This is a genomic window from Streptomyces sp. NPDC048415, assembly GCF_040651675.1.
Taxonomy (GTDB): domain Bacteria; phylum Actinomycetota; class Actinomycetes; order Streptomycetales; family Streptomycetaceae; genus Streptomyces.
In genome coordinates this window covers 1-24,286 of record NZ_JBEZKJ010000091.1, presented here as the reverse complement: position 1 = coordinate 24,286, position 24,286 = coordinate 1, and the positions used below count along the sequence as shown (strand labels likewise).

Here is a 24,286-nt window from a genome sequence, read left to right as displayed (position 1 = left end):
GGTGGCGGGGGACGGTGGCCGTACGGGGGTCGGCCGCCGTCCTCCGCTGCCGGCATCCGCGGCGCACATCGCCCTGCCGATATTCGGTGCCGCGCTGTCGGACCCCTGTGCGATGCTCGAGCCTGTGGAGACCAGGTCCGTCAGCCCGGTGTTCGTCGGACGCGCCGATGAACTAGGGGTGTTGAACGATGCGCTCGCCCGCGCCGCAGCGGGCGAGCCACAGGCATTGCTGCTCGGCGGAGAGGCCGGGGTCGGAAAGACCCGCCTCCTCGAGGAGTTCGCCGCGGCGGCCGGTCGCGAGGGCGCCGTCGTCGCGTGCGGCGGCTGTGTCGAGATCGGCGCCGACGGGCTCCCCTTCGCACCGTTCTCCACCGCCCTGCGCGCCCTGCGCCGCCGGCTCCCCGACGAACTCGCCGCCGCGGCCGCCGGACAGGAGGAGGAGCTGGCCCGGCTGCTGCCCGAGCTGGCCGAGGCCACCCGAGGCCGGAGGTACGACGAGGAGGGCATGGCCCGTCTCTTCGAGCTCACCGCCCGTCTCCTGGAGCGCGTCGCCGCCGACCGCACGGTCGTCGTCGCCCTCGAAGACCTGCACTGGGCCGACGCCTCCACCCGCCATCTGCTCGCCTACCTCTTCCGCACCCTGCGCAGCGGCCGCCTCGTCGTGATCGCCTCCTACCGCGCCGACGACATCCACCGCCGCCACCCGCTGCGCCCCCTGCTCGCCGAACTCGACCGCCTGCGCACGGTCCGGCGCATCGAACTGGGCCGCTTCACCCGCGCCGAGGTCGGCCGCCAGATCGCCGGAATCCTCGCCCATGAACCCGACCCGGCCCAGGTCGACGAGATCTTCGCCCGCTCCGACGGCAACGCCTTCTTCGTCGAGGAACTCGCCGTCGCCGCCCACGAGGGCTGTCGTACGGGGCTCACGGACTCCCTGCGCGACCTGCTCCTCGTCCGCGTCGAGAGCCTGCCGGAGAGCGCCCAGCGGGTCGCCCGGATCGTCGCCGAGGGCGGCTCCACCGTCGAGTACCCGCTGCTCGCCGCAGTGGCCCGGCTGGCCGAGGACGACCTCATCGAGGCGCTGCGGGCCTGCGTCGGCGCCAACATCCTGCTCGCCTCACCCGGCGGCGACGGCTACCGCTTCCGCCACTCCCTGGTCCGCGAGGCCGTCAGCGACGACCTGCTGCCCGGCGAGCGCTCCCGCCTCAACCGCCGTTACGCCGAGGCCCTGGAGGCCGACCCGACGCTCGTACCGGCCGACGAGCGGCCCACCCGCCTGGCCAGCTACTGGTACCACGCCCATGACGCCGCCAAGGCCCTCCCCGCCGTCCTCGACGCCTCCGTCGAGGCCCGCTGCCGCCACGCCCATTCCGAGCAACTCGGGCTCCTGGAACGGGCCATGGAACTGTGGGACGTCGCCCCCGACGCCGTACGAGCCGAACTGCGCCCCGTCGACTACGTGGAGGTCTACCCTCCTTGCGGCTGCGACCCGGCCACCACGCCCCTGCGCTACCTCGACCTGATGGCCGAGGCGGCCGTCGCGGGCCGGCTGGGAGGGCAGCGTGAGCGCGCCCTGAAGATCACCAAGAAGGCCCTGCGCCTCTTGGAGGACGAGGACGACCCGCTGCGCTCCGCCTGGTTCTGGGCGCAGCGCTCACGGCTGGTCCAGAGCCTGGCCCGCGGCGACGGCTGGAAGGAACTCGCCAACGCCCAGGACCTGGTACGGGGCCTGCCGCCGTCGGAGGTACACGCCGACGTCCTGTCCAGCGTGGCCGCCTGGTGCATGCTGCACGAACCGGGCGCCGGCGCCCTCACCGCCGCCGAGCGCGCCGTGGAGTACGCGCGCATGGTGGGTGCCCGGGAAACCGAGCTGAACGCCCGGCTCACGCTCGGCGGCCTCATGGTCGACGCGGGTGACGTCGAGGCGGGGCTCGCGGAGATGCACGAGGTCAAGGAGCAGGTGATCCGGCACGGCGGCTCGCACGTCGTGGGCCGGGTCCACATCAACCTGCCGTCGCACCTGGAATCGGTCGGCCGCTCCGCCGAGGCCGTCGCGATCCTGCGGGAGGGCGCCGAACTCGCCCGCAAGACAGGCCTGCTCGACACCAAGGCCTGGGTCTGGGGCAACCTGTCCGAGTCCCTCTACGCGCTCGGCCAGTGGGACGAAGCCGTCGAGGCCGCGGGAAACGCGCTGCGTGTCGGGCTCAGCGGCAAGGCCTCAGGTGTCGGCGCCACCCGTCTGTCCTATCTCGCGCTCGCCCGCGGCGACCTCGCCGAGGCCGGGCGCCAACTGGCGGCCGCGCGAGGCCACTTCGGCACCCACGACCCCATGCCCCAGCACACCCTGCCCCTGATGCGCACCGCGATCGGCATCGCCGCCGCCGAGGGACGCCTCCTCGACGCCCGCACCGTACTGGCTCAGGCCGTCGACGCGGGCTTCCCGCCCGGCACCCAGCGCTACGCATGGCCTCTGCTGCTCGCCGCCGCCACCGCGGAGGCCGACGCCCGTGGGCTGCCCGCCGCCGAGGCGGCCCGCGCCGAAACCGTGGAGCACATCCGCGGGGCCGCGAAATCCCTGGCCACGGGCGCACCCATCTGGCGCGCGTACGGGGAGTGGGTGCGTGCCGAACTCAGCCGCGCCGAAGGCATGATCACCGGGCACCAGTGGTCCGACGTGGTCACCGCCTTCGAATCCCTGGAGCGCCCCTACGATCTCGCCCGCGTCCGCCACCGCCTCGCCGAGGCCCTGCTGACCTCCGGTGCGGACGAGGACGACCGCGCCCGCGCCACGGAACTGCTGAGGCTGGCCCGGGCCGCCGCCGACCACCTCGGCGCGCGCCCGCTCGCCGACTCCGTCGCACTGCTGGCCCAGCGAGCCCGCCTCCCCCTGGCCCAGGTCCCCGCACGGTCCGCCCTCGCCCCCGTCGACCCGGTGACGAGCCTCGGCCTCACCAGCCGCGAGCGCGACGTCCTCCGCCTCGTCACCGCCGGCCGCAGCAACCGCCAGATCGCCGAGGAGCTGTTCATCTCCCCGAAGACCGCCAGCGTCCACGTCTCGAACATTCTGGCCAAGCTGGACGTCTCAGGGAGGGGAGAGGCGGCGGCGCTGGCACATCGGCTGGGGCTGTTCCCGCCGGAGGCCCCCGCTGCGCAGGCGGTGGGCTGAGACCTACGCTGTAAGGGATCCGGGCCGAGGGAGGCGCCGTGTTCAACATGTTCGAGGAACTGTTCGCACCAGGCCGCAAGCACACCGACGACGAACGCAAGCGACTGGAACTGACGCGCGTGGACCTGAACGACGGCGACCCGGGCCGCGGCCCCATAGACCTGTCCTCGGGCAAGGTGGTCGTACGGCCGCCGAAGCCGGAGCAGCAGGAGCAGCCGGAGCACGAGACGCAGCCGGACGAGACCTGACGCGTCCGCCGACGTCTGCGCTACTTCACCTCCAGCTCCAGGATCCGGTCGTCCCCCTTCCCCGGGCTGCCGCGGCCGTCCGTCTCGCTGGTCGTCAGCCAGAGTTTGTCGCCGCCCGCGGAGACGACCGTGCGCAGGCGGCCGTACTTGCCCTTGAGGAAGGCCTCGGGGGCGGCGGAGGCCTTCGTGCCGTTCAGGGGGATGCGCCACAGGCGTTCGCCCTTGAGGCCCGCCATCCAGATGGAGCCCTCGGCGTAGGCGATGCCGCTGGGGGAGGCATCGTCGGTGTGCCACTGGGCGACGGGATTGTGGTACTTGGGGTTGTCGCTCCTGCCCTCGACCACCGGCCAGCCGTAGTTGTCGCCCGGCTTGATCTGGTTCAGCTCGTCCCAGGTGTCCTGGCCGAACTCGGAGGCCCACAGGCGCTGCTTGTCGTCCCAGGCGAGGCCCTGCACATTGCGATGCCCGTACGAGTAGACGACCGAGTCGCCGAACGGGTTGCCCGGCGCGGGCTCGCCGTCCGCAGTCATCCGCAGGATCTTGCCGCCCAGCGCCTTCTTGTCCTGGGCCAGTCCCCGGTCACCTGTCTCACCCGCGCCCGCGTACAGCATCTTGTCCGGACCGAACGCGATCCGGCCGCCGTTGTGGATCATTCCCTTGGGGATGCCCTTGAAGATGGTGTCCGGGGCGCCCAGCTGCTCCCCGGGCGGCTTCTTCTCGTCGTACAGCATGCGGACGATGCGGTTGTCCGAGGCCGTCGTGAAGTAGGCGTAGATCATGTGGTCGGAGGCGTAGCCGGGGGAGAGCGCGATGCCCATGAGGCCGCCCTCTCCCGCGGGGGCCACCCCCGGAACGTCGCCCAGCTCCGTCTTCTTGCCGGTCTTCTCGTCGATCCGTGTGATCGTCCCCTCGTCCCGCGAGGACACCAGCAGACCGCCCTCGGGCAGCGGTGCGAGGCCCCAGGGGGTTTTGAGGTCCTCGGTGACGGTGCGCACGACCTTCACCGAGCCCTTGGCGGGTGGCGTCTCCTCGGCGGCCTGTGCGGAGGACGACGACCCCGGCTTCGTACTCCCGGCGCTCGGAAACGCGCTCCTGCCGCCCGGTGATCCCCCGCCCCCGGAGGAACAGCCGGCCGTCACCACGAGCGCGGCCGTGGCCAACACGGCTGTCACGACTCGACGTTGCACCATCAGGGTTCCCTTCGACGCGGCGGTCCCTCTGTTCATACACCGCTCGCGTCCCACGGGTTCCCGATCAACGAATCCCGTATCGCGGGGTGCGGGGATTGCCGCGCCCAAACTGTCCCTACGTGATCCGCGCGGTCTCAGTCCCATTCGCGCGGTCTCAGTCCCAGGAGCCCAGCGCCCCGGGCAGCCCCGCCACCTCCGCGAGGTCCACAGCGGTCAGCCGCAGGCCGGCCGCCCCCGCGTTCTCGGTGACCCAGCGCTCCCGCTTGGCCCCCGGCACCGGGACCACGTGCGGCCCCTGCGCCAGCACCCACGCCAGCGCCACCTGCGCGGGCGTGACCCCTTCCCCGTGCCGCCGGGCGATGCGCCGCAGCCCGGCGACGATGGGCTGGTTCGCGGCCATCATCTCGGCGGTGAAGCGAGGGTGGCGGGCGCGCACGTCGTCCGGCTCGAAGCCCTCGCCGGGGATCAGCGTGCCGGTCAGGAAGCCGTTGCCGAGCGGCATCGCGGCCAGGAAGCCGACCCCGCGCGCCGCGCACCACGGCAGCAGCGCGTCCAGCGCCTGGGCCGACCACACCGACAGCTCGGCCTCCACGGCGCTCACCGGGAAGACCTGCTGCACCCGCTCCAGCTGCCGGATCGTTCCGTCATGCAGCCGCGCCCCCGTGCGGCGGGCCGAGCGGGCACCCACCGCGCACATCCCGAGCGACCGCACCTTTCCGGCCGACACGAGCTCGGCCATCGCGCCCCAGGTCTCCTCGACCGGAACCTCCGGATCCGCGCGGTGCAACTGATAGAGGTCGATCACGTCCGTCTGCAAGCGGCGCAGCGACGCGTCGCATGCCCGCCTCACATAGCCGGGGCGGCCATTGGCCACGATGTGCTGCTCGCCCACCAGCAGGCCGACCTTGGTCGACACGAAGGCCTCGGAGCGCCGCTCCTTCAGTACCCGCCCCAGCAGCAGCTCATTGGTGAAGGGACCGTACATATCGGCCGTGTCGAGCAGTGTCGTACCTCTGTCGAGCGCCGCGTGCACCGCGCGGAGCGAGTCCTCGCCGCGCTGCCGTGAACCGGTGTACGCCCAGCTCATCGGCATGCACCCGAGCCCGACCGCCCCCACTTCGAGCGCCGCCGCCCCGATCGTCCTGCGCTCCACCTGGCCGTGATCCTCCCTTTGCTGGCACCCCAACCTAACCTCTGCGCCTGCGGATGCCTGGCATAGCCTCCTGACCATGACTCCCGATGTGTGGCTCCCGATTCACGCCGAAGAGATCGACGGTCTCCCCGACGGCCTCAACTATCGCTTCTGGGACGGTGACCAGGAGTTTCCCGCGGATCCGGGCGACTGCGCGTTCTATGTCGTGCCCTATATGAAGCCGCCCGTCGTCTCGCGGCGGCCGATGACCGAAATGTCGTCGGTTCAGGCCGTGCAGACGCTCTCCGCCGGTGTCGATCACGTCCTGCCGAGCCTGAAGTTCCTGCGACCGGGCGTGCGGCTGTGCAACGCGCGCGGAGTGCACGAGGCAAGCACCGGGGAGCTCGCCCTCACCCTGATCCTCGCCTCACTGCGGGGCATCCCCGGCTTCGTACGGGGCCAGGACAAGGAGGAGTGGCGCTCGGGCTTCTATCCCGCGCTGGCCGACAAGTCCGTCCTCATCGTGGGATACGGGTCGATCGGCTCGGCCATCGAGGACCGGCTCGCGCCCTTCGAGCTCGCGCGGGTGGCGCGCGTCGCGCGCTCCAAGCGCACCACGGCGCGCGGTCTGGTGCATCCGCTCACGGAACTGCCCGCCCTGCTCCCCGAGGCCGACATCGTGGTGCTCTCCACGCCTCTGACGGACAGCACGCGTGGCCTGGTGAACTCCGACTTCCTGGCCCGGATGAAGGACGGCGCGCTCCTCGTGAACGTCGCCCGCGGCCCCGTCGTCGACACCAAGGCGCTCCTCGCCGAGCTGGAGAGCGGGCGCATCACGGCCGCCCTGGACGTCACCGACCCCGAGCCGCTGCCGGCGGGACACCCCTTGTGGCACGCGCCCGGCCTGCTCATCAGCCCCCATGTCGGCGGGCCCACCTCGGCGTTCCTGCCGCGCGCCAAGCGGCTCCTGGTGGACCAGTTGCACCGCTTCGTGAACCGGGAGCCGCTGCGGAACGTGGTCCTTACCACCGGCGCCTGAGACACGCCCCGTTCGCTCCACGTCCGCTTCGAGCACCCTCCGCAGTTCCTTGAATGCGGGCAGTTCCGACATCGTCCCTGGTCGTCACGGAGCGTAGAGGAACTATGTCCCTGAGTGACGAGACTGGTGTATCGTCCCGACAGGGGCTGCGCCGCGCATCGTTCGGCGCCGGGGATGGACATGCAGACTGCGAGGGGGGCGACGGGCGATGCACGGCCTATGGACCAACGATCCGACGCGGCGGGACCGCCGACGACGACCCTGGCGCGCGGCCACGAGCAGACGCGCCCACGGCGGCCATGGTGGCCATCAGCACCGCAGGCACAGCGGCCGCCGCAGGCATGCGCACCCGGCGCATGGGGACCAGCGGGACCCCGGCGTGCGGACCGGGTGGGCCCCGTGAGCTCCCCAGTGGCGCTGTTGACCCGTCGGCCGGCCTTCGGCGGCGGGACGGGCCTGCTCTCGCAACTCGTACTGGCCCTGGTGTGCACGGGATACGCCGTCGGTTCCGCGCTCGGATGGGGCTCTGCGAGTCTCGCGCTGATCATGGGCGACTTCGGGCTGAGCGCCGCGGCGGGCACCGCGGCGGTCTCCTGCTTCCTGCACGCCCGCAACCGCCGCAGCCGCTTTCGCCCCGCATGGCTGCTGTTCGCACTCTCCTCCGCCATGGCCTCGCTCGGGAATCTGGTCTGGGGGTGGTACGAGGTCGTCCTGGACCGCCCAGTGCCCAGCCCCAGCTACGCCGACCTGTTCTTCCTGTGCTTCGCCCCGCCCGCCATCGTAGGACTGCTCGTGCTCGCCAAGAGGCCCGTCACCAAGGCGGGTTGGGTGTGCCTCGCGCTGGACGCCTGGCTGATCGGCGGCTCGCTGCTCACGCTGTCCTGGAGTCTCGCGCTCGCCCAGGCGGCGAAGTTCGACGGGCCGAGCGTCGCGCACACCGCGCTGTCGCTGGCGTACCCGCTGCTGGACATCGCGCTGGTCAGCATGGTGCTCGCGCTGCACTTCAGACGCTCGTCGGTGAACCGCTCCGCGGTGAACACGGCGATCGGCGCGCTCGCCCTGACCGTGATGTGCGACGCCCTGTTCACCTCGCCCCTCCTGCACAACAGCTACCACTCGGGGCAGCTGCTCGACGCGGGCTGGTTCGCCGGCTCACTCCTCCTCGCGTACGCGCCGTGGGTCGGCACCCGGCACGGTCAGTCGGACGACGACGGGCACGCGCGCGTGGTGCACGAGCACATCCCAGGACAGCGCCAAGAAGAACAGCGCCAAGAAGAACATCGCCAAGAAGAGCAGCACGGAAAACAAGCGCCGGAAACGCGGCGCGGACGCGAACAGCAGCACGTACAGCAGACGCCAGGGCAAGAGGAACAACAGGGGGGACACGTGCACGTGCACCTCCAGCAGGCGGGCCACAGCCGATACCCGGCCACGCGTCCGATCGCCGGGTCGCTGGCCGCGCTCACCCCCTATCTGGCCGCCGCCGTCTGTACCTTGGGGATCCTCTACAACGTCCTCAACGGCCGCAACGTGGACCGCGTGGTGCTCATCACCGCCGGGCTCGTCGTGCTCGCCCTCGTCGTGCGCCAGGGCATCATGCTGCTCGACAACATCACCCTCACCCAGGAGCTGGCGCAGAAGGAGAACCACTTCCGTTCCCTGGTGCAGGGCTCCAGCGACGTCATCATGATCGCCGCACCGAACGGCATCCTGAGGTACGTCAGCCCGGCCGCCGCCGGTGTGTACGGACGCGACGCCGACGAACTGGTCGGCTCCGAGCTCGCCGCGCTCATCCACCCCGAAGACCTCGGCTGCGTGGTTCACGAAGTACGGCGCTTCCTGGCCGTCAGTCCCGCCGAGGAGCCCACCACACGCATCGAGTGCCGTTTCCGGTCCGGCGACGGCGGCTGGCTCAATGTGGAGTCCACCGTCAACCGGCACCACGGTGGCCTCATCTTCAACAGCCGTGACGTGACCGAACGGGTGCGCCTGCAGGCGCAGCTCCAGCACAACGCCGAGCACGACCCGCTCACCGACCTGCCCAACCGCGCGCTGTTCACCCGGCGCGTGCAGCAGGCGCTCTCCGGACGCCGTTCCTCCGACCGCGGCACGGCCGTTCTCTTCATCGACCTGGACGGCTTCAAGGCCGTCAACGACACGATCGGGCACCAGGCCGGCGACGAGCTCCTCGTCCAGGCCGCCCGCAGACTCCAGGACTCCGTGCGGCAGGGCGACACGGCCGCCCGCCTCGGCGGCGACGAGTTCGCGGCGCTGATCGTCGGCGACGGCGCCCGTGACCACACCGCACGCGAGGGTCACATCATGGAGCTCGCCGACCGGCTGCGGATCACCCTCTCGCAGCCGTACACCATCGACAGCAACGATGTCCGGGTGGCCGCGTCCATCGGCGTCGCGTTCGCCGAACCCGGCCTGGGCGCGGGCGAACTGCAGCGCAACGCCGACCTGGCCATGTACCGCGCCAAGGCGGCGGGCAAGGGACGTGTCGAGCTGTACGCGCCCCAGATGCAGCAAGACGTCGTACGAAAGGCGGAGCTGGCGACCAGACTGCGCTCCGCGCTGCGGGGCGGCGAGTTCGCGCTGCTGCACCAGCCCGTGGTGTCGCTCGAGAACGGCCGGATCACCTCGCTCACCGCGCAGGCGCGCTGGCGCTCCTCCCAGGGGGTGCTGTTCACGCCCGCCGAGTTCCTGCGCGTCGCCGAGGACAGCGACAAGACCGCCGAGCTGGGCCGCTGGATGCTCGAAGAAGCCGTCGAGCAGGCTGCCCAGCGCGCCGCCGCGGGCATCACGGTGCCCGTCGCCGTCCGGATGAACGCGCGACGGCTGCTGGACCGCTCGGGGCCCCTCGGCTCCGTGGAGGCCCTGCTCGTGCGGCACGGGCTGGCTTCCGGCGACCTGGTCATCGAGCTGTCCGACACCGACCCCCGCCTTTCCCTGGACGAGCTGGAGCGCCGGCTGAACGCCCTGCGGCGGCTCGGCGTCCGGATCGCCCTGGACGGTTTCGGCAGCGGTTATGCCGCCATAACGGCCCTCAGAAGGCTCCCCATCGACGTGCTCAAACTCGACAGGAGTCTCGTCGAGGGTGTCGTCGAGTCCGCCCGGCTGCACAAGATCACCAGTGGGCTGCTGCGGATCGCCACCGACCTCGGGCTGCAGTCCGTGGCCGACGGGGTGGACCTTCCGGAGCAGGTCATCGCCCTGCGCGCGATGGGCTGCACGCACGGGCAGGGCATGGCGTTCTCCGGGCCGCTGGACGAGTACCGGCTGCGCAGAGCGCTGTCTTCCGGCCATTATCCGGTTCCGCACGGTCCGGTGGAGCCCGCGTTCGCGGGCGGCGGCGCCGGGGTGTATACGACTGGTGTGCCCGCTGTTTTTGGAGGCGGTACGGCCCTCCGCTCACATAATGAGACTCCCGTCCCACCCACTTGACAGTCAGTGCGTGCCGGGGGGAGGGTCAATGCCATGCGCACCCGAATTCTCGTACTTGGAAAGCGCGTCGGCTGAAGCTTGGTGGCCACCGGACGGATCCGGAACACCCAGCGACCGCACCCGGCGCGCTCCCCTCGCTTGCCTCACGGCACGAGGGGTTTTTTGTTGCACAGGCACTAGTCGTACACCGCACAAAACTCGCATAAACCCTCAGCATCGAGAAGAGAATGCCGATGACCGAGCAGGCCACCGGGGCCCATCATCCGCAGCCGCGGCCCCGTTCCGGAGGACAGCAGTCCGCGCCCGAGCACGTGACGGGTGCGAAGTCCCTCATCCGTTCTCTCGAGGAAGTCGGGGCCGACACGGTATTCGGCATTCCCGGCGGTGCGATCCTTCCGGCCTACGACCCGCTGATGGACTCCACGCGCGTGCGGCACGTGCTCGTGCGGCACGAGCAGGGCGCCGGGCACGCGGCCACCGGCTACGCGCAGGCCACCGGCAAGGTCGGCGTCTGCATGGCGACTTCCGGCCCCGGCGCCACCAATCTGGTCACGCCCATCGCCGACGCGCACATGGACTCGGTGCCGCTCGTGGCGATCACCGGGCAGGTGGCGTCCAAGGCGATCGGCACGGACGCCTTCCAGGAGGCGGACATCGTCGGCATCACGATGCCGATCACCAAGCACAACTTCCTGGTGACCAAGGCCGAGGACATCCCGCGGACGATCGCGGAGGCCTTCCACATCGCCTCCACCGGCCGCCCGGGCCCCGTCCTGGTCGACATCGCCAAGGACGCCCTCCAGGCGCAGACCACCTTCCAGTGGCCGCCCACCCAGGACCTGCCCGGCTACCGCCCGGTGACCAAGCCGCACGCCAAGCAGATCCGCGAGGCCGCCAAGCTGATCATCCAGGCCAAGCGGCCGGTGCTGTACGTCGGCGGCGGCGTCCTCAAGGCGAACGCCACCGCCGAGCTGAAGGTCCTCGCAGAACTCACCGGAGCGCCCGTCACCACCACCCTGATGGCGCTCGGCGCATTCCCCGACAGCCACCCGCTGCACGTGGGAATGCCGGGCATGCACGGTGCGGTCACCGCCGTCACCGCGCTGCAGAAGGCCGACCTGATCGTCGCCCTCGGAGCCCGCTTCGACGACCGCGTCACCGGCAAGCTGGACAGCTTCGCCCCGTACGCCAAGATCGTCCACGCCGACATCGACCCGGCCGAGATCGGCAAGAACCGGGCCGCCGACGTGCCGATCGTCGGTGACGCCCGCGAGGTCATCGCCGACCTGGTCCAGGCCGTGCAGAAGGAGCACAGCGAGGGTCACGCCGGCGACTACACCGCCTGGTGGAGGGACCTGAACCGCTGGCGCGAGACGTACCCGCTGGGCTACGAGCAGCCGGACAACGGCTCCCTGTCGCCCCAGCAGGTCATCGAGCGCATCGGGCAGCTCGCGCCGGAGGGCACGATCTTCGCCGCGGGCGTCGGCCAGCACCAGATGTGGGCCGCGCACTACGTCCAGTACGAGCAGCCCGCGACCTGGCTGAACTCGGGCGGCGCCGGAACGATGGGCTACGCGGTCCCGGCCGCGATGGGCGCCAAGGCCGGTCGGCCGGACCGTACGGTCTGGGCGATCGACGGCGACGGCTGCTTCCAGATGACCAATCAGGAGCTCACCACCTGCGCCCTGAACAACATCCCGATCAAGGTCGCCATCATCAACAACGGCGCCCTCGGGATGGTCCGCCAGTGGCAGACCCTCTTCTACAACCAGCGCTACTCCAACACCGTGCTGCACTCGGGCCCCGAGGCGAGCGGCAAGGAGCCGAGCGCGGGCACCCGGGTCCCCGACTTCGTGAAGCTGTCGGAGGCCATGGGCTGCTACGCCATCCGCTGCGAATCCCCGGACGACCTCGACAAGGTCATCGAAGAGGCGAACTCGATCAACGACCGCCCCGTCGTGATCGACTTCATCGTCCACGAGGACGCGATGGTGTGGCCGATGGTCGCCGCCGGCACCTCGAACGACGAGATCATGGCCGCCCGGGACGTCCGCCCCGACTTCGGCGACAACGAAGACGACTGAGAGAGAGCCGAGTCACCACCATGAGCAGCAAGCACACCCTCTCCGTCCTCGTCGAGAACAAGCCAGGTGTCCTCGCCCGGATCACCGCCCTGTTCTCCCGGCGCGGCTTCAACATCGACTCCCTCGCCGTCGGTGTCACCGAGCATCCCGACATCTCCCGCATCACCATCGTGGTGAACGTGATCGAGGAGCTGCCGCTCGAACAGGTCACCAAGCAGCTCAACAAGCTCGTCAACGTCCTGAAGATCGTCGAGCTGGAGCCGGCCTCGGCCGTTCAGCGCGAACTCGTTCTGGTGAAGGTGCGCGCCGACAACGAGACGCGCTCCCAGATCGTCGAGATCGTCCAGCTGTTCCGCGCCAAGACCGTCGACGTCTCCCCGGAGGCCGTCACCATCGAGGCCACCGGCAGCAGCGACAAGCTGTCCGCCATGCTCAAGATGCTGGAGCCGTACGGCATCAAGGAGCTGGTCCAGTCCGGCACGATCGCGATCGGACGCGGGGCGCGTTCCATTACGGACCGGTCGCTGCGCGCGCTCGACCGATCTGCCTGAGTCTTGATACGGGCGGCCGGTGATCGCCGACCGCCCGTATACCGAGACCCGAAAACTTCCCTTCCCCCGCCCGCCGTACGGTGGGACGCAACACCGCACACCAAGGAGAACCCCAGTGGCCGAGCTGTTCTACGACGACGACGCCGACCTGTCCATCATCCAGGGCCGCAAGGTCGCGGTCATCGGCTACGGCAGCCAGGGCCACGCCCACGCGCTGTCGCTGCGCGACTCGGGTGTCGACGTCCGCGTCGGTCTGCACGAGGGCTCGAAGTCCAAGGCGAAGGCCGAGGAGCAGGGCCTGCGCGTGGTGACGCCGTCGGAGGCCGCCGCCGAGGCCGACGTCATCATGATCCTGGTGCCGGACCCGATCCAGGCCCAGGTCTACGAGGAGTCCATCAAGGACAACCTCAAGGACGGCGACGCGCTGTTCTTCGGCCACGGCCTGAACATCCGCTTCGGCTTCATCAAGCCCCCGGCCGGTGTCGACGTCGCCATGGTCGCCCCCAAGGGCCCGGGCCACCTCGTCCGCCGCCAGTACGAGGAGGGTCGCGGCGTTCCCTGCATCGCGGCCGTCGAGCAGGACGCGACCAACAACGCCTTCGCGCTCGCTCTCTCGTACGCCAAGGGCATCGGCGGCACCCGCGCGGGCGTCATCAAGACGACCTTCACCGAGGAGACCGAGACCGACCTGTTCGGTGAGCAGGCCGTCCTCTGTGGTGGTACGGCCGCGCTGGTCAAGGCGGGCTTCGAGACGCTGACCGAGGCCGGCTACCAGCCGGAGATCGCGTACTTCGAGTGCCTCCACGAGCTGAAGCTCATCGTCGACCTCATGTACGAGGGCGGCCTGGAGAAGATGCGCTGGTCCGTCTCCGAGACCGCCGAGTGGGGCGACTACATCACCGGCCCGCGCATCATCACGGACGCCACCAAGGCCGAGATGAAGAAGGTCCTCGCCGAGATCCAGGACGGCACGTTCGCCAAGAACTGGATGGACGAGTACCACTCCGGTCTGAAGAAGTACAACGAGTACAAGACCCAGGACGAGAACCACCTCCTGGAGACCACGGGCAAGGAGCTGCGCAAGCTCATGAGCTGGGTCAACGACGAGGCGTAAGCCGCAGACGAGGGGCCGGGGCGGGAACGCGCCGGCCCCTTCGTCGAACCCCGGGTAACGCCGACAACGCGGCGTTGTCCATCCCGTCCAGCCACGGACGGGTGATCCTTCCGCGGAGGCGCAAGGCGACCGGCCCGGCGCCACTACACTGCCGTACTACATACGCGTCAGGCCCACAGCGTCGTGCGTCTTCCACGCGGCTCAAGCGACCCCGCGGGGCCGCTACAACCCTCCACCGCCTGCGGCCGTCGGGACGGCCGTCCGCATTGGACCTGTGAGGACTCACGTGAGCTCGAAACCTGTCGTACTCATCGCTGAAGAGCTGTCGCCCGCGACCGTCGACGCCCTGGGCCCGGACTTCGAGATCCGGCACGCGAACGGCGCGGACCGCGCCGAACTGCTGCCCGCGATCGCCGATGTCGACGCGATCCTGATCCGCTCCGCCACCAAGGTCGACGCGGAGGCCGTGGCCGCCGCGAAGAAGCTGAAGGTCGTCGCGCGGGCCGGCGTCGGCCTGGACAACGTCGACGTCTCCGCGGCCACCAAGGCCGGCGTGATGGTCGTCAACGCCCCCACCTCGAACATCGTGACCGCCGCCGAGCTGGCCTGCGGTCTGCTCCTGGCCACCGCGCGCCACATTCCGCAGGCCAACACCGCGCTGAAGAACGGCGAGTGGAAGCGCTCGAAGTACACGGGTGTCGAGCTCGCCGAGAAGACCCTCGGTGTCGTCGGCCTCGGCCGCATCGGCGCGCTGGTCGCGCAGCGCATGTCGGCGTTCGGCATGAAGGTCGTCGCGTACGACCCCTACGTCCAGCCTGCCCGAGCCGCGCAGATGGGCGTCAAGGTGCTGTCCCTCGACGAGCTGCTCGAGGTCTCCGACTTCATCACCGTGCACCTGCCCAAGACCCCCGAGACCCTCGGTCTCATCGGCAACGAGGCGCTGCACAAGGTCAAGCCGTCGGTGCGCATCGTCAACGCCGCGCGCGGCGGGATCGTCGACGAGGAGGCGCTGTACTCGGCGCTCAAGGAGGGCCGCGTCGCCGGTGCCGGCCTCGACGTGTACGCGAAGGAGCCCTGCACGGACTCCCCGCTCTTCGAGCTCGACGAAGTCGTCTGCACCCCGCACCTCGGCGCCTCCACGGACGAGGCGCAGGAGAAGGCCGGTATCGCCGTCGCCCGCTCGGTCCGCCTCGCCCTCGCCGGCGAGCTGGTCCCGGACGCGGTGAACGTCCAGGGCGGCGTCATCGCCGAGGACGTCAAGCCGGGCCTGCCGCTCGCCGAGAAGCTCGGCCGCATCTTCACCGCCCTCGCGAGCGAGGTCGCGGTCCGCCTCGACGTCGAGGTGTACGGCGAGATCACCCAGCACGATGTGAAGGTGCTGGAGCTGTCGGCGCTGAAGGGTGTCTTCGAGGACGTCGTCGACGAGACGGTGTCGTACGTCAACGCCCCCCTGTTCGCGCAGGAGCGCGGTGTCGAGGTCCGGCTGACCACCAGCTCGGAGTCCCCGGACCACCGCAATGTCGTCACCGTGCGCGGCACGCTCGGCGACGGCCAGGAGGTCTCGGTCTCCGGCACCCTCGCGGGCCCCAAGCACCTGCAGAAGATCGTCGCTGTCGGCGAGTACGACGTGGACCTCGCGCTCGCCGACCACATGGTCGTGCTGGCCTACGAGGACCGCCCCGGCGTCGTCGGCACCGTCGGCCGTATCTTCGGCGAGGCGGGCATCAACATCGCCGGCATGCAGGTCGCCCGCGCGGTGGCCGGCGGCGAGGCCCTCGCGGTCCTCACCGTCGACGACACGGTCCCGCAGGCTGTTCTCACCGAGGTCGCCGAGGAGATCGGCGCGACGTCGGCTCGCTCGGTCAACCTCGTCTGAGGCTGCCCGACCCACTGAGGGCTCTGCCCCCAGGCCCTCCTATCGGCCTGGACGGCCTCGTCCTCAAACGCCGGACGGGCTGACCTCTCAGCCCGCCGGTGTGAGAAGCCATCGCTGCGGACCAGGTCGACCTCGTATCGCGCTGACTCGCTCGTGCTCAGACGCCGGACAGGCTGACATCTCAGCCCGCCCGGCGTTTTGGCGTTTGGCGCGTCCTCATGGCGAAGGCGTCGGCGCGGGATCGATCAGGCCCTCGCGGTAGGCGATCGACACTGCCTCGGTGCGGCTCGCGGCGCCCAACTTCGCCAGGATGTTGGACACATGGACGCTCGCCGTCTTGCCGGTGATGAACAGTTCCTCGCCGATCTGGCGGTTGGTCCGGCCACGGACGAGCAGACGGAGGACATCGCTCTCGCGGGCGGTCAGTACAGGGACGCGGCCCGCGTCGGGCGGTGACTCGGCGAGGCGGCCGCGCCGGATCAGGGCGTCCACCGCCTCGCGCAGCGGCACGGCACCCAGGTGTACGGCGGTGTCGCGGACCGCCCGCGCCTGCTCGGCGGCTTCCGCACGGAGGCCGGCCGCGAGCAACCGCATCGGCCTGCGCACGGAAGGGCCCTCACTGGAGAGGGCCGTTTCCGGCGAACTCCCCAGTGAGGGCATGGTGCTGGGCGCCGTCCAAGTACCGCCGGACGGCAGACCGGTCGTCTTTCTCGCCGACCATCCGACCACCGGGGGGTATCCGGTGATCGCGGTCGTGCGTGAGAGCGACCTCGCTGCGGCGGCTCAAGCGGTTCCGGGCACGCCGGTCCGCTTCACGGTCGTGTGCCGCCGCTGAGGTCCTTGCCGCCTGCCCTGAACCTCATGCCACGTCCGGCTGTTCGGCCACCGAAAGGGCGGCCAGCGCGGACGCGACGGCGTGCGAGGCGCTCAGGTCGAGACGCGCGCTGGTGCCGCGCGCCCGGTGGCGTACCTCGTCGGCGGCGAGGGTGAGCAGCTGCGGCAGCAGGTCGGTGCAGCGCCGGGCCACCCAGCCCGTCCCCGCGGTGGCCAGCCACCACAGTCCGGCCGACCGCGTGGGCGCGGGAAACTCGGGTTCGGCCGAGGGCGCCGCCCCGGTGGCGATGCCCTCCCGGGCGAGCACCGCGTGGAAGCGGACGGCGAGTTGCCGGTGTCCCCGCTCCCCCGGGTGCAGCCGGTCCGCGCTCCACATCGCGCGGTCGGTCAGCCATGCGCCCTCCGCCGCGTGCAGGTGCACCGCGCCGTAGCGCTCGGACAACGCGTGGACGACGGTGTTGACGGCCCGCTGCCGCCGGGCCAGCGGGCGTGCCAGCGCGCCGGGCAGCCCGAGCATCGCACCGGGGTCCGGCAGACAGGCGGTCAGCAGTACGGCGTCCTGTGCCCGGAAAGCCGCGTACACCTCGTCGAGCCGCGCGGCCACGGCGTGGATGTCGAAGGTGCACCGCAGGGTGTCGTTCACGCCGATCACGACGGACACCACGTCGGGCCGCAGGGCCAGCGCCGCCGGGGTCTGCCGCTCCACCACGTCGCGCGTCTGGGCCCCGCTCACCGCGAGGTTGGTGAACTCGACGCAGGCGTCGAGGCCGCCGGCGAGCAGCCCGGCCCAGCCCCGCCAGCCCTCCCCCACGGGGTCGCCCACGCCTTCCGTGAGCGAGTCCCCGAGGGCCACGAACCGCAGCGGTCTCATCCGACGCCCTCCTGCAGGCGCGGCCGTACCTGGACCTCTGCGTCGTGCGCGGCGAGGAAGCCCGCCACCGCGGCGCCCCAGCCGAAACACTCGGCACGCGCGCGTGCGGCTTCCCTGCGCTCGGGCCGCCCGAGCAGCAGCCGTACCGCGTCCGCGAAGGCGTCCCCGCTGTCCGCCGCGGTGGCCCCGGCGGAGCCCACGATCTCGGGCAGGGCGGACAGCGCGCTGGCGACCACGGGCGTACCGCAGGCCATCGCCTCCAGGGCGGCGAGTCCGAAGGTCTCGGCGGGCCCGGGTGCCAGGCATACATCGGCGGAGGCCTGAAGCGCGCCGAGCAGCGCGCGGTCGGCGACGTGTCCGAGGAAGGTGACGGGCAGCCTGCGCTCCCGCGCGCGCTGTTCGAGGCGGCCCCGCAGCGGTCCGTCCCCGGCGACCACGAGCACGGCCCGCTCTCCGCGCCGCAACAGCGCCTCCAGCGCGTCGAGCGCCGTACCCGGCCGCTTCTCGACGGACAGCCGGGAGCACATCACGAGCAGCGCCTCGTCCGGGCGCGCGTGGCGGGCGCGCACGCCCGGATCGCGCAACGCGGGGTGGCGCCCCACCAGATCGACGCCCAGGGGGGCGCGTACGACATTGCGGGCGCCGATGCGCACGAACTCGCGCTCCGCGAACTCCGTAGTGCACACGACCCGCGAGTAGGTGTGCGCCGTACGGATGTTGAGGGCGTCGGCGGTGCGTCGGGCCATCCCCTCAGGCAACCCCCAGGTCCGCAGCACCCCGTCGGCGGTCTCGTGGGAGACCATGACGGCGGGCACCCGGGACCGGCGTGCCCACACTCCGGTCCAGCGCAGGGTGGTGCGGTCGGAGACTTCGAGGCGGTCGGGGGCGAGCGACTCCAGGAGCCGGGCCACCCGCCGCTTGTCCGTGAGCACGCGATAGCCGCCGGTCCCGGGCAGCAGCGGCCCGGGCAGCGTGATCACCCGCCCCTGTTCGGTCTCGCGGTCGCTCGCGCGCTCACCGGGAATGACGAGCACCGGCTCGTGCCCGGCCGCCCGGTAGCCGGCGCCCAGCTCCCGCAGCGCGGTGCGCAGGCCTCCGGACGCCGGGGCGACGAAGTTGGCGAGCCGTACGATGCGCAGACTCATGCCGCCACCAGCTTCCGCGCAAAGAGCACGTCGGCGTAGTGCCCGATGAGCTGGTCGCCGACGGCGGCCCAGGTTCGGCCCTCGACCGTGGCACGCCCCGCGGCGCCGTAGGCGGCCCGCAGCGCCGGATCGGCGGCGAGGGCCCACACGGCGTCGCGCACGGCGTCGCCGTCGCGCGGCGGGACCAGCAACCCCGTACGCCCGTGGGCCACCAGGTCGAGCGGTCCGCCCGCGGCCGGCGCGACCACGGGCACCCCGCTGGCCATGGCCTCCTGCACCGTCTGGCAGAAGGTCTCGAAGGGGCCGGTGTGTACGAAGACGTCCAACGAGGCGAAGATCCGGGCGAGTTCGTCGCCGGTACGGCGGCCGAGGAAGACGGCGCCGGGAAGAGCGCCCTGCAGAGTCGTTTCGCTCGGTCCGTCGCCGACCACGACGACGCGTACGCCGTCCAGCCCGCAGGCTCCGGCGAGCAGTTCGACCTGCTTCTCGGGGGCGAGCCGGCCGACGTAGCCGACGATCAGCTCGCCGTTCGGGGCCAGTTCACGGCGCAGCGTCTCGTCCCGGCGGTCGGGACGGAAGCGGAGGGTGTCGACGCCGCGCGGCCACAGCCGTACCCGGGGCACACCGTGTGCCTCCAAGTCGTGCAGCGCGGCGCTGGACGGGGCGAGGGTGCGGTCTGCGGCGGCGTGCACGGAGCGTATGCGCCGCCATGCGGTGGCCTCGCCCGCGCCCATGTACGTACGGGCGTATCCGGCGAGGTCGGTCTGGTAGACGGCCACGGCGGGGACGCCGAGCCGGGCGGCGGCCGCCATGCCGCGGACGCCGAGGACGAAGGGGCTGGCCAGGTGGACGATGTCGGCGCGGTGCTCGGTGATCGCCGCGGCGACGCGCCGGCTGGGGAGGGCGACGCGGACCTGGGGGTAGCCCGGGAGCGGGAGGGAGGGGACACGGATGACGGGGCACGGCGCGAGGGCGTCGGGCCCGCTCCCGGCCGCGGTGGTCGGGGCGACGACGAGGGGAGCGTGACCGCGATCGACGAGGTGCCGGGCGGTCTGGAGCGCGCAGTGGGCCACGCCGTTCACATCGGGGGGAAAGGATTCGGTCACGATGACGACACGCATACCCGTGTTGTCGCCGGGCTGGACGTGGGCGCGTCAACGTGGATCTTTCCGGACGAGGAACGTCCCATGAGCGTTGCACCGCGCACCGGTCCAGGTCAGCCCGCGTCCATGCCCACCTGACTCGCGGGTCACCACATGTTCATACGGCGGGCATGTCGGGCCCGATCCTGCTGCGTACCGCCGTTTGGACGTCCGCCTCCTCGGCCGGATCCGCCGCGAGCCGGCGCAGCTGATCCACTACCCGTGCGTCACCGGTCTCGGCGTGCCGGGCGGCGACCTCGCGGGTGGTCTCCTCGCAGTCCCACAGGCATTCGACGGCGAAGCCGGCGGGGAAGGAGGGGTCGGTGGCGGCCAGGGCGCGGGCCGCGCGCCCGCGCAGATGGGATGAGGCGGTCTCACGGTAGATGTGCCGCAGGACGGGTGCGGCGCAGGCGATGCCGAGCCTGCCGGCGCCGTCGACGAGGGTCCACAGGGTCGGCGCGTCGGGGCCCTCGCCGCGGACCGCTTCCCGCAGGGCGCCCAGCACCAGTTCGGTGTCCTGCGCTCCGCCCCGGCAGGCGAGTATCCGTCCGGCGGCGGCGCCCAGCGCGTCGGGCCGGTGCGCCCAGCCACGTGCCCGGTTGACGGCGGCGACGCTGCGCATCCGCTCGAAGGCGTCCACGGCGGCCTCCACGACAACCGTCGAACCGGTGGCCACGGCTGACTCGATCAGGTCGAGGGCGTCCGGATCATTGCCGTCGGCGAGATAGCGCAAAGCGGTGCAACGGGCTCCGTCGCCGCCGGTCCTGGCGGCCTCGACGATCTCCGGCCGGTCTTCGGGTCCGGCGACGGCCGTGAGGCAGCGGGCGGCCGGGACATGCAGCGCGGCTCCGCGTTCGATGCCCTGCTGGGCCCAGTCGAAGACCGCCTGCACGCTCCAACCGGGTCGGGGCCCGGATGGTCGCATCTGGCGCTGCCACTGGTCGAAGGAGCCGGTTTCCTGGGCGGCACGCACGCGCGTGCCGATGGATTGGCGCGGATCGTGGGCCCACAGCCGCCAGGGCCGGGGTTCGAAGGCGTCGCGCACGGCGGCGGCCAGGGCGGCTTCGCCGTCCGCGTCGGCCGGGAAGCGGGCGAGTACGGGCGCGGCCAGGGCACGCAGACCCGCGTCGTCGTCGCGCAGTGCCAGCTCGTCGAGGGCCCAGGCCCAACTGGTGCCGACGGCGGCGTACCTGCGCAGCAGTTCGAGGGCGTCCCGCCTGCCGTACGAGGCGAGGTGCCCGAGGACCGCGAGGGCGAGCCCCGTGCGTGACTCGCACTCGTCGAGGATGTCCTCGGCGTCGAAGAGGTGCCGCTCGATCTCGTCGAGCTCACCGCTCAGATCGAGGTAGAGACGGGCGTAGTACAGGGAGCGGTTCTCCACCTGCCAGTCGTGGCGGGGGTCGCTCAGCACACAGTGGTTCAGCGCCGCGAGCGCTTCGGCGCGCGGTGCGGTGAGTGCGTGCAGCGTGCCGTCGCCGCGGCCCCTCTGAAGCAGGCCGAGCAGCGTACCGCTGGGCGCTATGACCGGATCGAACATGGGAAACAGCCTCACATCAAGCGTCGACGCAACCGGGGTCCTGCATTACCTGGCCGCGTGACAACACGTCGGAGCGCCCGCCGTTTCTTGCTTGCTGTAGACCATCTTCCTCTGCCTCTCGTCGGTGGCCCAGGCGGGCCGCGTCACGGCCCGCGCGGTGCGGCAACATCTGCCCGGCCATCACGTCCGTGAATCACGTCGTCATGATGACTCGGCAGTTCTTCCTGCCGCGACCGTATTTCCGGCGGCCCCGTTCCGCCTCCTCTTTTTCTTGCGTTTCGCCTGGTCAGGCGTTCGACTCAGTGTGCGCCGAACAATTCGAGCAGTTCCGTCTTGCCGAACATGCGCGCGGTGTCGACGGCCGAGGGCGTACCGGCGGCCGGATCGGCGCCGCCGTCCAGGAGCACCCGGATCACGGCCTCCTCACCCTTGAAGACGGCCCCGGCGAGCGGGGTCTGGCCCCGGTCGTTGATGCGGTCGGCCTCGGCGCCGCGCTCCAGCAGGGCCCGTACCGCCTCGGCGTGGCCGTGGTACGCGGCGAGCATCACGAGCGAGTCACCGCGGTCGTTGGTGAGGTTGGCCGGAACACCCGCGTCGACATACGCCACGAGCGCCTCGGTCTCACCACGGCGGGCCAGATCGAAGATCTTGGTCGCCAGCTCCACGACCTCGGGGTCGGGGGCTTCACTCATCGGCCGGACCGCCTCTCACTACAACCGTTCGGGTGAATCGCCAGGGTACTGGCTCCGGGGGGACATGACGGGCGCCCTCAGCGGCAAAGATCGCTGCATGCCCCTGGGGGCGCAACGTCGCTGCTCAAGTGGCGCAGGACAGCTCCGCCGACCGAGTGGAATCAGCCGAAATTCACCCAGTTGCACCTTTTATCGTATGGATACATCCTGTGATCCTGGAAGAACTCATGGTGACTGTCCCCCCAAACCAGGAGAGCTCAAATGATTCTGTCCATCTCAGGCGTCGTCCTGTTCGGCACCGTCGTCTTCCTCTTCTTCCGCAAGGACGGGCTCAAGGGCTCGCACGCCTGCACCTCCGTTCTCTTCGGCTTCTATCTCGCGAGCACAGCCATCGCTCCGAGCATCAAGGCCGGCGGGGAGAGCCTGGCGAGCCTCCTTGGCGGGATCAAGTTCTGACGTCCCTCCCCCTCGCACGCACCATCAGGAGACAGCAGTGGCCCGGCGCCCCCTCCCCCGCATTCTCAGCAACGGCAGCGCACCCATCGCCCGAAGCCGGGAGCTGGCCCGGACGGCAGCCGACAGCGCCACCGACGTCCTCCACCCGCTGATCACGATCACCCGTGGACTGCGCCGGCTGGCAGGTGTCGGACGGCGCAAGTGGGCGGCCACCCCCAAGGACCGGCGCGGGCCGCTGCTGTTCCTGGTCGCCTCGGTGGTCCTGACCGTGGCACTGGTGCCGTACGGGCCGCTGCTCGCCGTCATCAGCCTGATGGCGGCGGCAGCCTGGACCGGGCGCGACCGCGGCCCGGCGGCGCCCACGGGCCCCGACGAGGCCCAGATCGGGCGCCTCCAGTCGCTGTACGAGGCCCTGGTCCCCTATTTTTCGGCGGCCGAGGACCCCGCTCCCCTCTACGCCCACGGCGGCGACTGGGAGAAGGTCTTCACCTCGTACGACTTCGACGACGACGGCCGGGTGTCCCGTCTCCTCATCCGCTACCCGGCGTACTTCACGGACGGTGAGGCGGAGTCCCGCGCGCGGATCGAACAGTTGCTGCACGCCAAGGCGGGCCGCGGCCGCGAGTACCACTTCGACTGGGACGAGGAGGGCAACGAACTCACCGTCACGGTCCTCCCGCCCCTCCCCACCGACATCGCCGCCCAGCGCTTCGTCACCGCCCCCGGCGAGACGGTGCTCGGCTTCACCGACCCGGCCGACGTCCAGCGCACGCTCCCTCTCACCTACGGTGAGGAACAACGCGACGTCCCTCCGGTCGTCTGGCGCACCGGCGTCCGCTCCACGGAGCCGCATCTGCTGATCGCGGGCGAACCGGGCAGCGGCACGACCACCCTCATGCGCTCCATCGCCCTGCAGGCCCTCCAGTACGGCGATGTCGTCATCGTCGAGGGCGGCGGCACCGGCGAATACGCGTGCCTGGTCGGGCGGGACGGTGTGCTGGCCGTCGAGTGCGGGCTGGCCGGGGCGCTCGGCAGCCTGGAGTGGGCCGCGCACGAGACCGAGCGGCGGCTGATCGCCGCGAACCGTGCCCGCCAGGCAGGGCATCCCGCTCCGGACGACATCAAGAACCCGCTGTGGATCCTGCTGGACCGGCCGACCGCGCTGGGTGCTCTCGCCGCCGCAGACAGCCGCAACGACCCCCAAGCCCTGCTTCAGGTGCCTCTTCGGCACGGGCGCGCGGCGGGCGTCACGGTCGTCGTGGCCGAGCATTTGGAGTGCGTGGACCTTCTCAGCGACGCGGTGCGGCAGCACGCCCGTGCGCGGGTGGTGCTCGGGCCCGCGTCGTCCGTGCAGCTGGCAGCGGTGCTGGGTGCGCCGCCGCACACCACCCCTACCCGTGACGTGCCGCCCGGGCGCGGGTATGCCCGGTTGGGCGCCGGGCCCGTCCTGCGCCTTCAGGTTCCGGCCACGCCGGATCCGTACGACGACGCGACGAGTGAGACGCATCGGCGAGCGGTTCTCGAGCTCCTCCCGGAGCGCACGACTCCCGTGGACGCGGAACCGGTGTCTTCGGATGCGGAACCGGTGCTCGCGGATGCGGAACCGGTGCCCGCGGATGCCGCGGTGGCGGAGCGCTGAGAGCCGGTTTCGCCCCCGCTGCCGCTACCCTCCCCCCGCTCTCGGCTTCGCTCGAGCGGGGGGATCCCCATCGTCCTTGGGGGCTCCGCCCCCAAACCCCCGCTCCTCAAGCGCCGGAGGGGC

Annotated in this window: 18 protein-coding genes and 1 pseudogene; 11 read left to right on the top strand and 8 right to left on the bottom strand. The window is 71.3% G+C overall.

Going from position 1 to position 24,286, the window contains the following annotated elements; genetic code table 11:
• The first annotated feature begins 112 nt into the window (after positions 1-112).
• Both AB0D27_RS36895 and AB0D27_RS36890 read left to right on the top strand, forming a co-directional pair.
• Positions 113-3,166: an AAA family ATPase gene (locus AB0D27_RS36895; protein ID WP_362517535.1), complete on the top strand. Its 3,054-nt coding sequence runs from the start codon at positions 113-115 to the stop codon at positions 3,164-3,166.
• Positions 3,167-3,204: 38 nt separating this feature from the next.
• A complete protein-coding gene (locus AB0D27_RS36890; RefSeq protein ID WP_362517507.1) occupies positions 3,205-3,414 on the top strand; it encodes a DUF6191 domain-containing protein in 210 nt (69 codons plus the stop codon).
• 20 nt (positions 3,415-3,434) lie between these two features.
• Here AB0D27_RS36890 and AB0D27_RS36885 read toward each other — a convergent pair whose 3' ends face one another.
• Positions 3,435-4,604: a PQQ-dependent sugar dehydrogenase gene (locus AB0D27_RS36885; protein ID WP_362517504.1), complete on the bottom strand. Its 1,170-nt coding sequence runs from the start codon at positions 4,602-4,604 to the stop codon at positions 3,435-3,437.
• Between the two features lie 154 nt (positions 4,605-4,758).
• The gene (locus AB0D27_RS36880) at positions 4,759-5,757 is read right to left on the bottom strand and encodes an aldo/keto reductase (protein WP_362517501.1); all 999 of its coding nucleotides are present in this window, start codon (positions 5,755-5,757) and stop codon (positions 4,759-4,761) included.
• A 76-nt stretch (positions 5,758-5,833) separates the two neighbouring features.
• Here AB0D27_RS36880 and AB0D27_RS36875 point away from each other — a divergent pair, with 76 nt between their 5' ends.
• From AB0D27_RS36875 to serA, 6 genes are all read left to right on the top strand, one after another.
• The gene (locus tag AB0D27_RS36875; protein ID WP_362517498.1) at positions 5,834-6,775 is read left to right on the top strand and encodes a 2-hydroxyacid dehydrogenase; all 942 of its coding nucleotides are present in this window, start codon (positions 5,834-5,836) and stop codon (positions 6,773-6,775) included.
• A gap of 399 nt (positions 6,776-7,174) precedes the next feature.
• Positions 7,175-10,222, top strand: coding sequence for an EAL domain-containing protein (locus AB0D27_RS36870; RefSeq protein ID WP_362517495.1), 3,048 nt, complete (start codon positions 7,175-7,177; stop codon positions 10,220-10,222).
• 227 nt (positions 10,223-10,449) lie between these two features.
• Positions 10,450-12,306, top strand: a complete 1,857-nt coding sequence (locus AB0D27_RS36865; protein WP_362517492.1) for an acetolactate synthase large subunit — start codon at positions 10,450-10,452, stop codon at positions 12,304-12,306.
• 20 nt (positions 12,307-12,326) lie between these two features.
• Complete coding sequence (gene ilvN, locus AB0D27_RS36860; RefSeq protein WP_362517489.1) at positions 12,327-12,857, top strand: acetolactate synthase small subunit; 531 nt, start codon at positions 12,327-12,329, stop codon at positions 12,855-12,857.
• 115 nt (positions 12,858-12,972) lie between these two features.
• Positions 12,973-13,971 (top strand): ketol-acid reductoisomerase, encoded by a 999-nt coding sequence (gene ilvC, locus AB0D27_RS36855; protein WP_362517486.1) that lies wholly within the window; start codon positions 12,973-12,975, stop codon positions 13,969-13,971.
• 286 nt (positions 13,972-14,257) lie between these two features.
• Complete coding sequence (gene serA, locus AB0D27_RS36850; RefSeq protein ID WP_362517483.1) at positions 14,258-15,847, top strand: phosphoglycerate dehydrogenase; 1,590 nt, start codon at positions 14,258-14,260, stop codon at positions 15,845-15,847.
• 216 nt (positions 15,848-16,063) lie between these two features.
• Here the strand turns inward: serA and AB0D27_RS36845 are convergent.
• Positions 16,064-16,435 (bottom strand): annotated as a pseudogene (locus AB0D27_RS36845) (response regulator transcription factor); the annotation flags it as partial.
• Here AB0D27_RS36845 and AB0D27_RS36840 point away from each other — a divergent pair.
• Entirely contained in the window at positions 16,377-16,682 is a 306-nt protein-coding gene (locus AB0D27_RS36840; protein WP_362517480.1) for a hypothetical protein, read from the top strand. The pseudogene AB0D27_RS36845 and the gene AB0D27_RS36840 sit on opposite strands and share 59 nt — an antisense overlap.
• Positions 16,683-16,706: 24 nt before the next feature.
• On the opposite strand, the gene AB0D27_RS36835 is transcribed toward AB0D27_RS36840, so the two are convergent.
• The 5 genes from AB0D27_RS36835 to AB0D27_RS36815 all read right to left on the bottom strand — a co-directional run bounded on the left by AB0D27_RS36835 (position 16,707) and on the right by AB0D27_RS36815 (position 22,068).
• Positions 16,707-17,552 (bottom strand): SGNH/GDSL hydrolase family protein, encoded by an 846-nt coding sequence (locus AB0D27_RS36835; RefSeq protein ID WP_362517477.1) that lies wholly within the window; start codon positions 17,550-17,552, stop codon positions 16,707-16,709.
• Complete coding sequence (locus AB0D27_RS36830; RefSeq protein ID WP_362517474.1) at positions 17,549-18,697, bottom strand: glycosyltransferase; 1,149 nt, start codon at positions 18,695-18,697, stop codon at positions 17,549-17,551. The genes AB0D27_RS36835 and AB0D27_RS36830 overlap by 4 nt, the downstream gene beginning before the upstream one ends.
• Positions 18,694-19,818, bottom strand: a complete 1,125-nt coding sequence (locus tag AB0D27_RS36825; protein ID WP_362517471.1) for a glycosyltransferase family 1 protein — start codon at positions 19,816-19,818, stop codon at positions 18,694-18,696. Before AB0D27_RS36825 ends, AB0D27_RS36830 begins: the two co-directional genes overlap by 4 nt.
• A gap of 139 nt (positions 19,819-19,957) precedes the next feature.
• The gene (locus tag AB0D27_RS36820) at positions 19,958-21,376 is read right to left on the bottom strand and encodes a HEAT repeat domain-containing protein (RefSeq protein ID WP_362517468.1); all 1,419 of its coding nucleotides are present in this window, start codon (positions 21,374-21,376) and stop codon (positions 19,958-19,960) included.
• A 299-nt stretch (positions 21,377-21,675) separates the two neighbouring features.
• Positions 21,676-22,068 (bottom strand): ankyrin repeat domain-containing protein, encoded by a 393-nt coding sequence (locus AB0D27_RS36815; protein WP_362517465.1) that lies wholly within the window; start codon positions 22,066-22,068, stop codon positions 21,676-21,678.
• A gap of 261 nt (positions 22,069-22,329) precedes the next feature.
• Here AB0D27_RS36815 and AB0D27_RS36810 point away from each other — a divergent pair, with 261 nt between their 5' ends.
• A complete protein-coding gene (locus tag AB0D27_RS36810; RefSeq protein WP_362517462.1) occupies positions 22,330-22,524 on the top strand; it encodes a hypothetical protein in 195 nt (64 codons plus the stop codon).
• A 37-nt stretch (positions 22,525-22,561) separates the two neighbouring features.
• Entirely contained in the window at positions 22,562-24,163 is a 1,602-nt protein-coding gene (locus tag AB0D27_RS36805; protein WP_362517459.1) for an ATP-binding protein, read from the top strand.
• Positions 24,164-24,286: the final 123 nt, after the last annotated feature.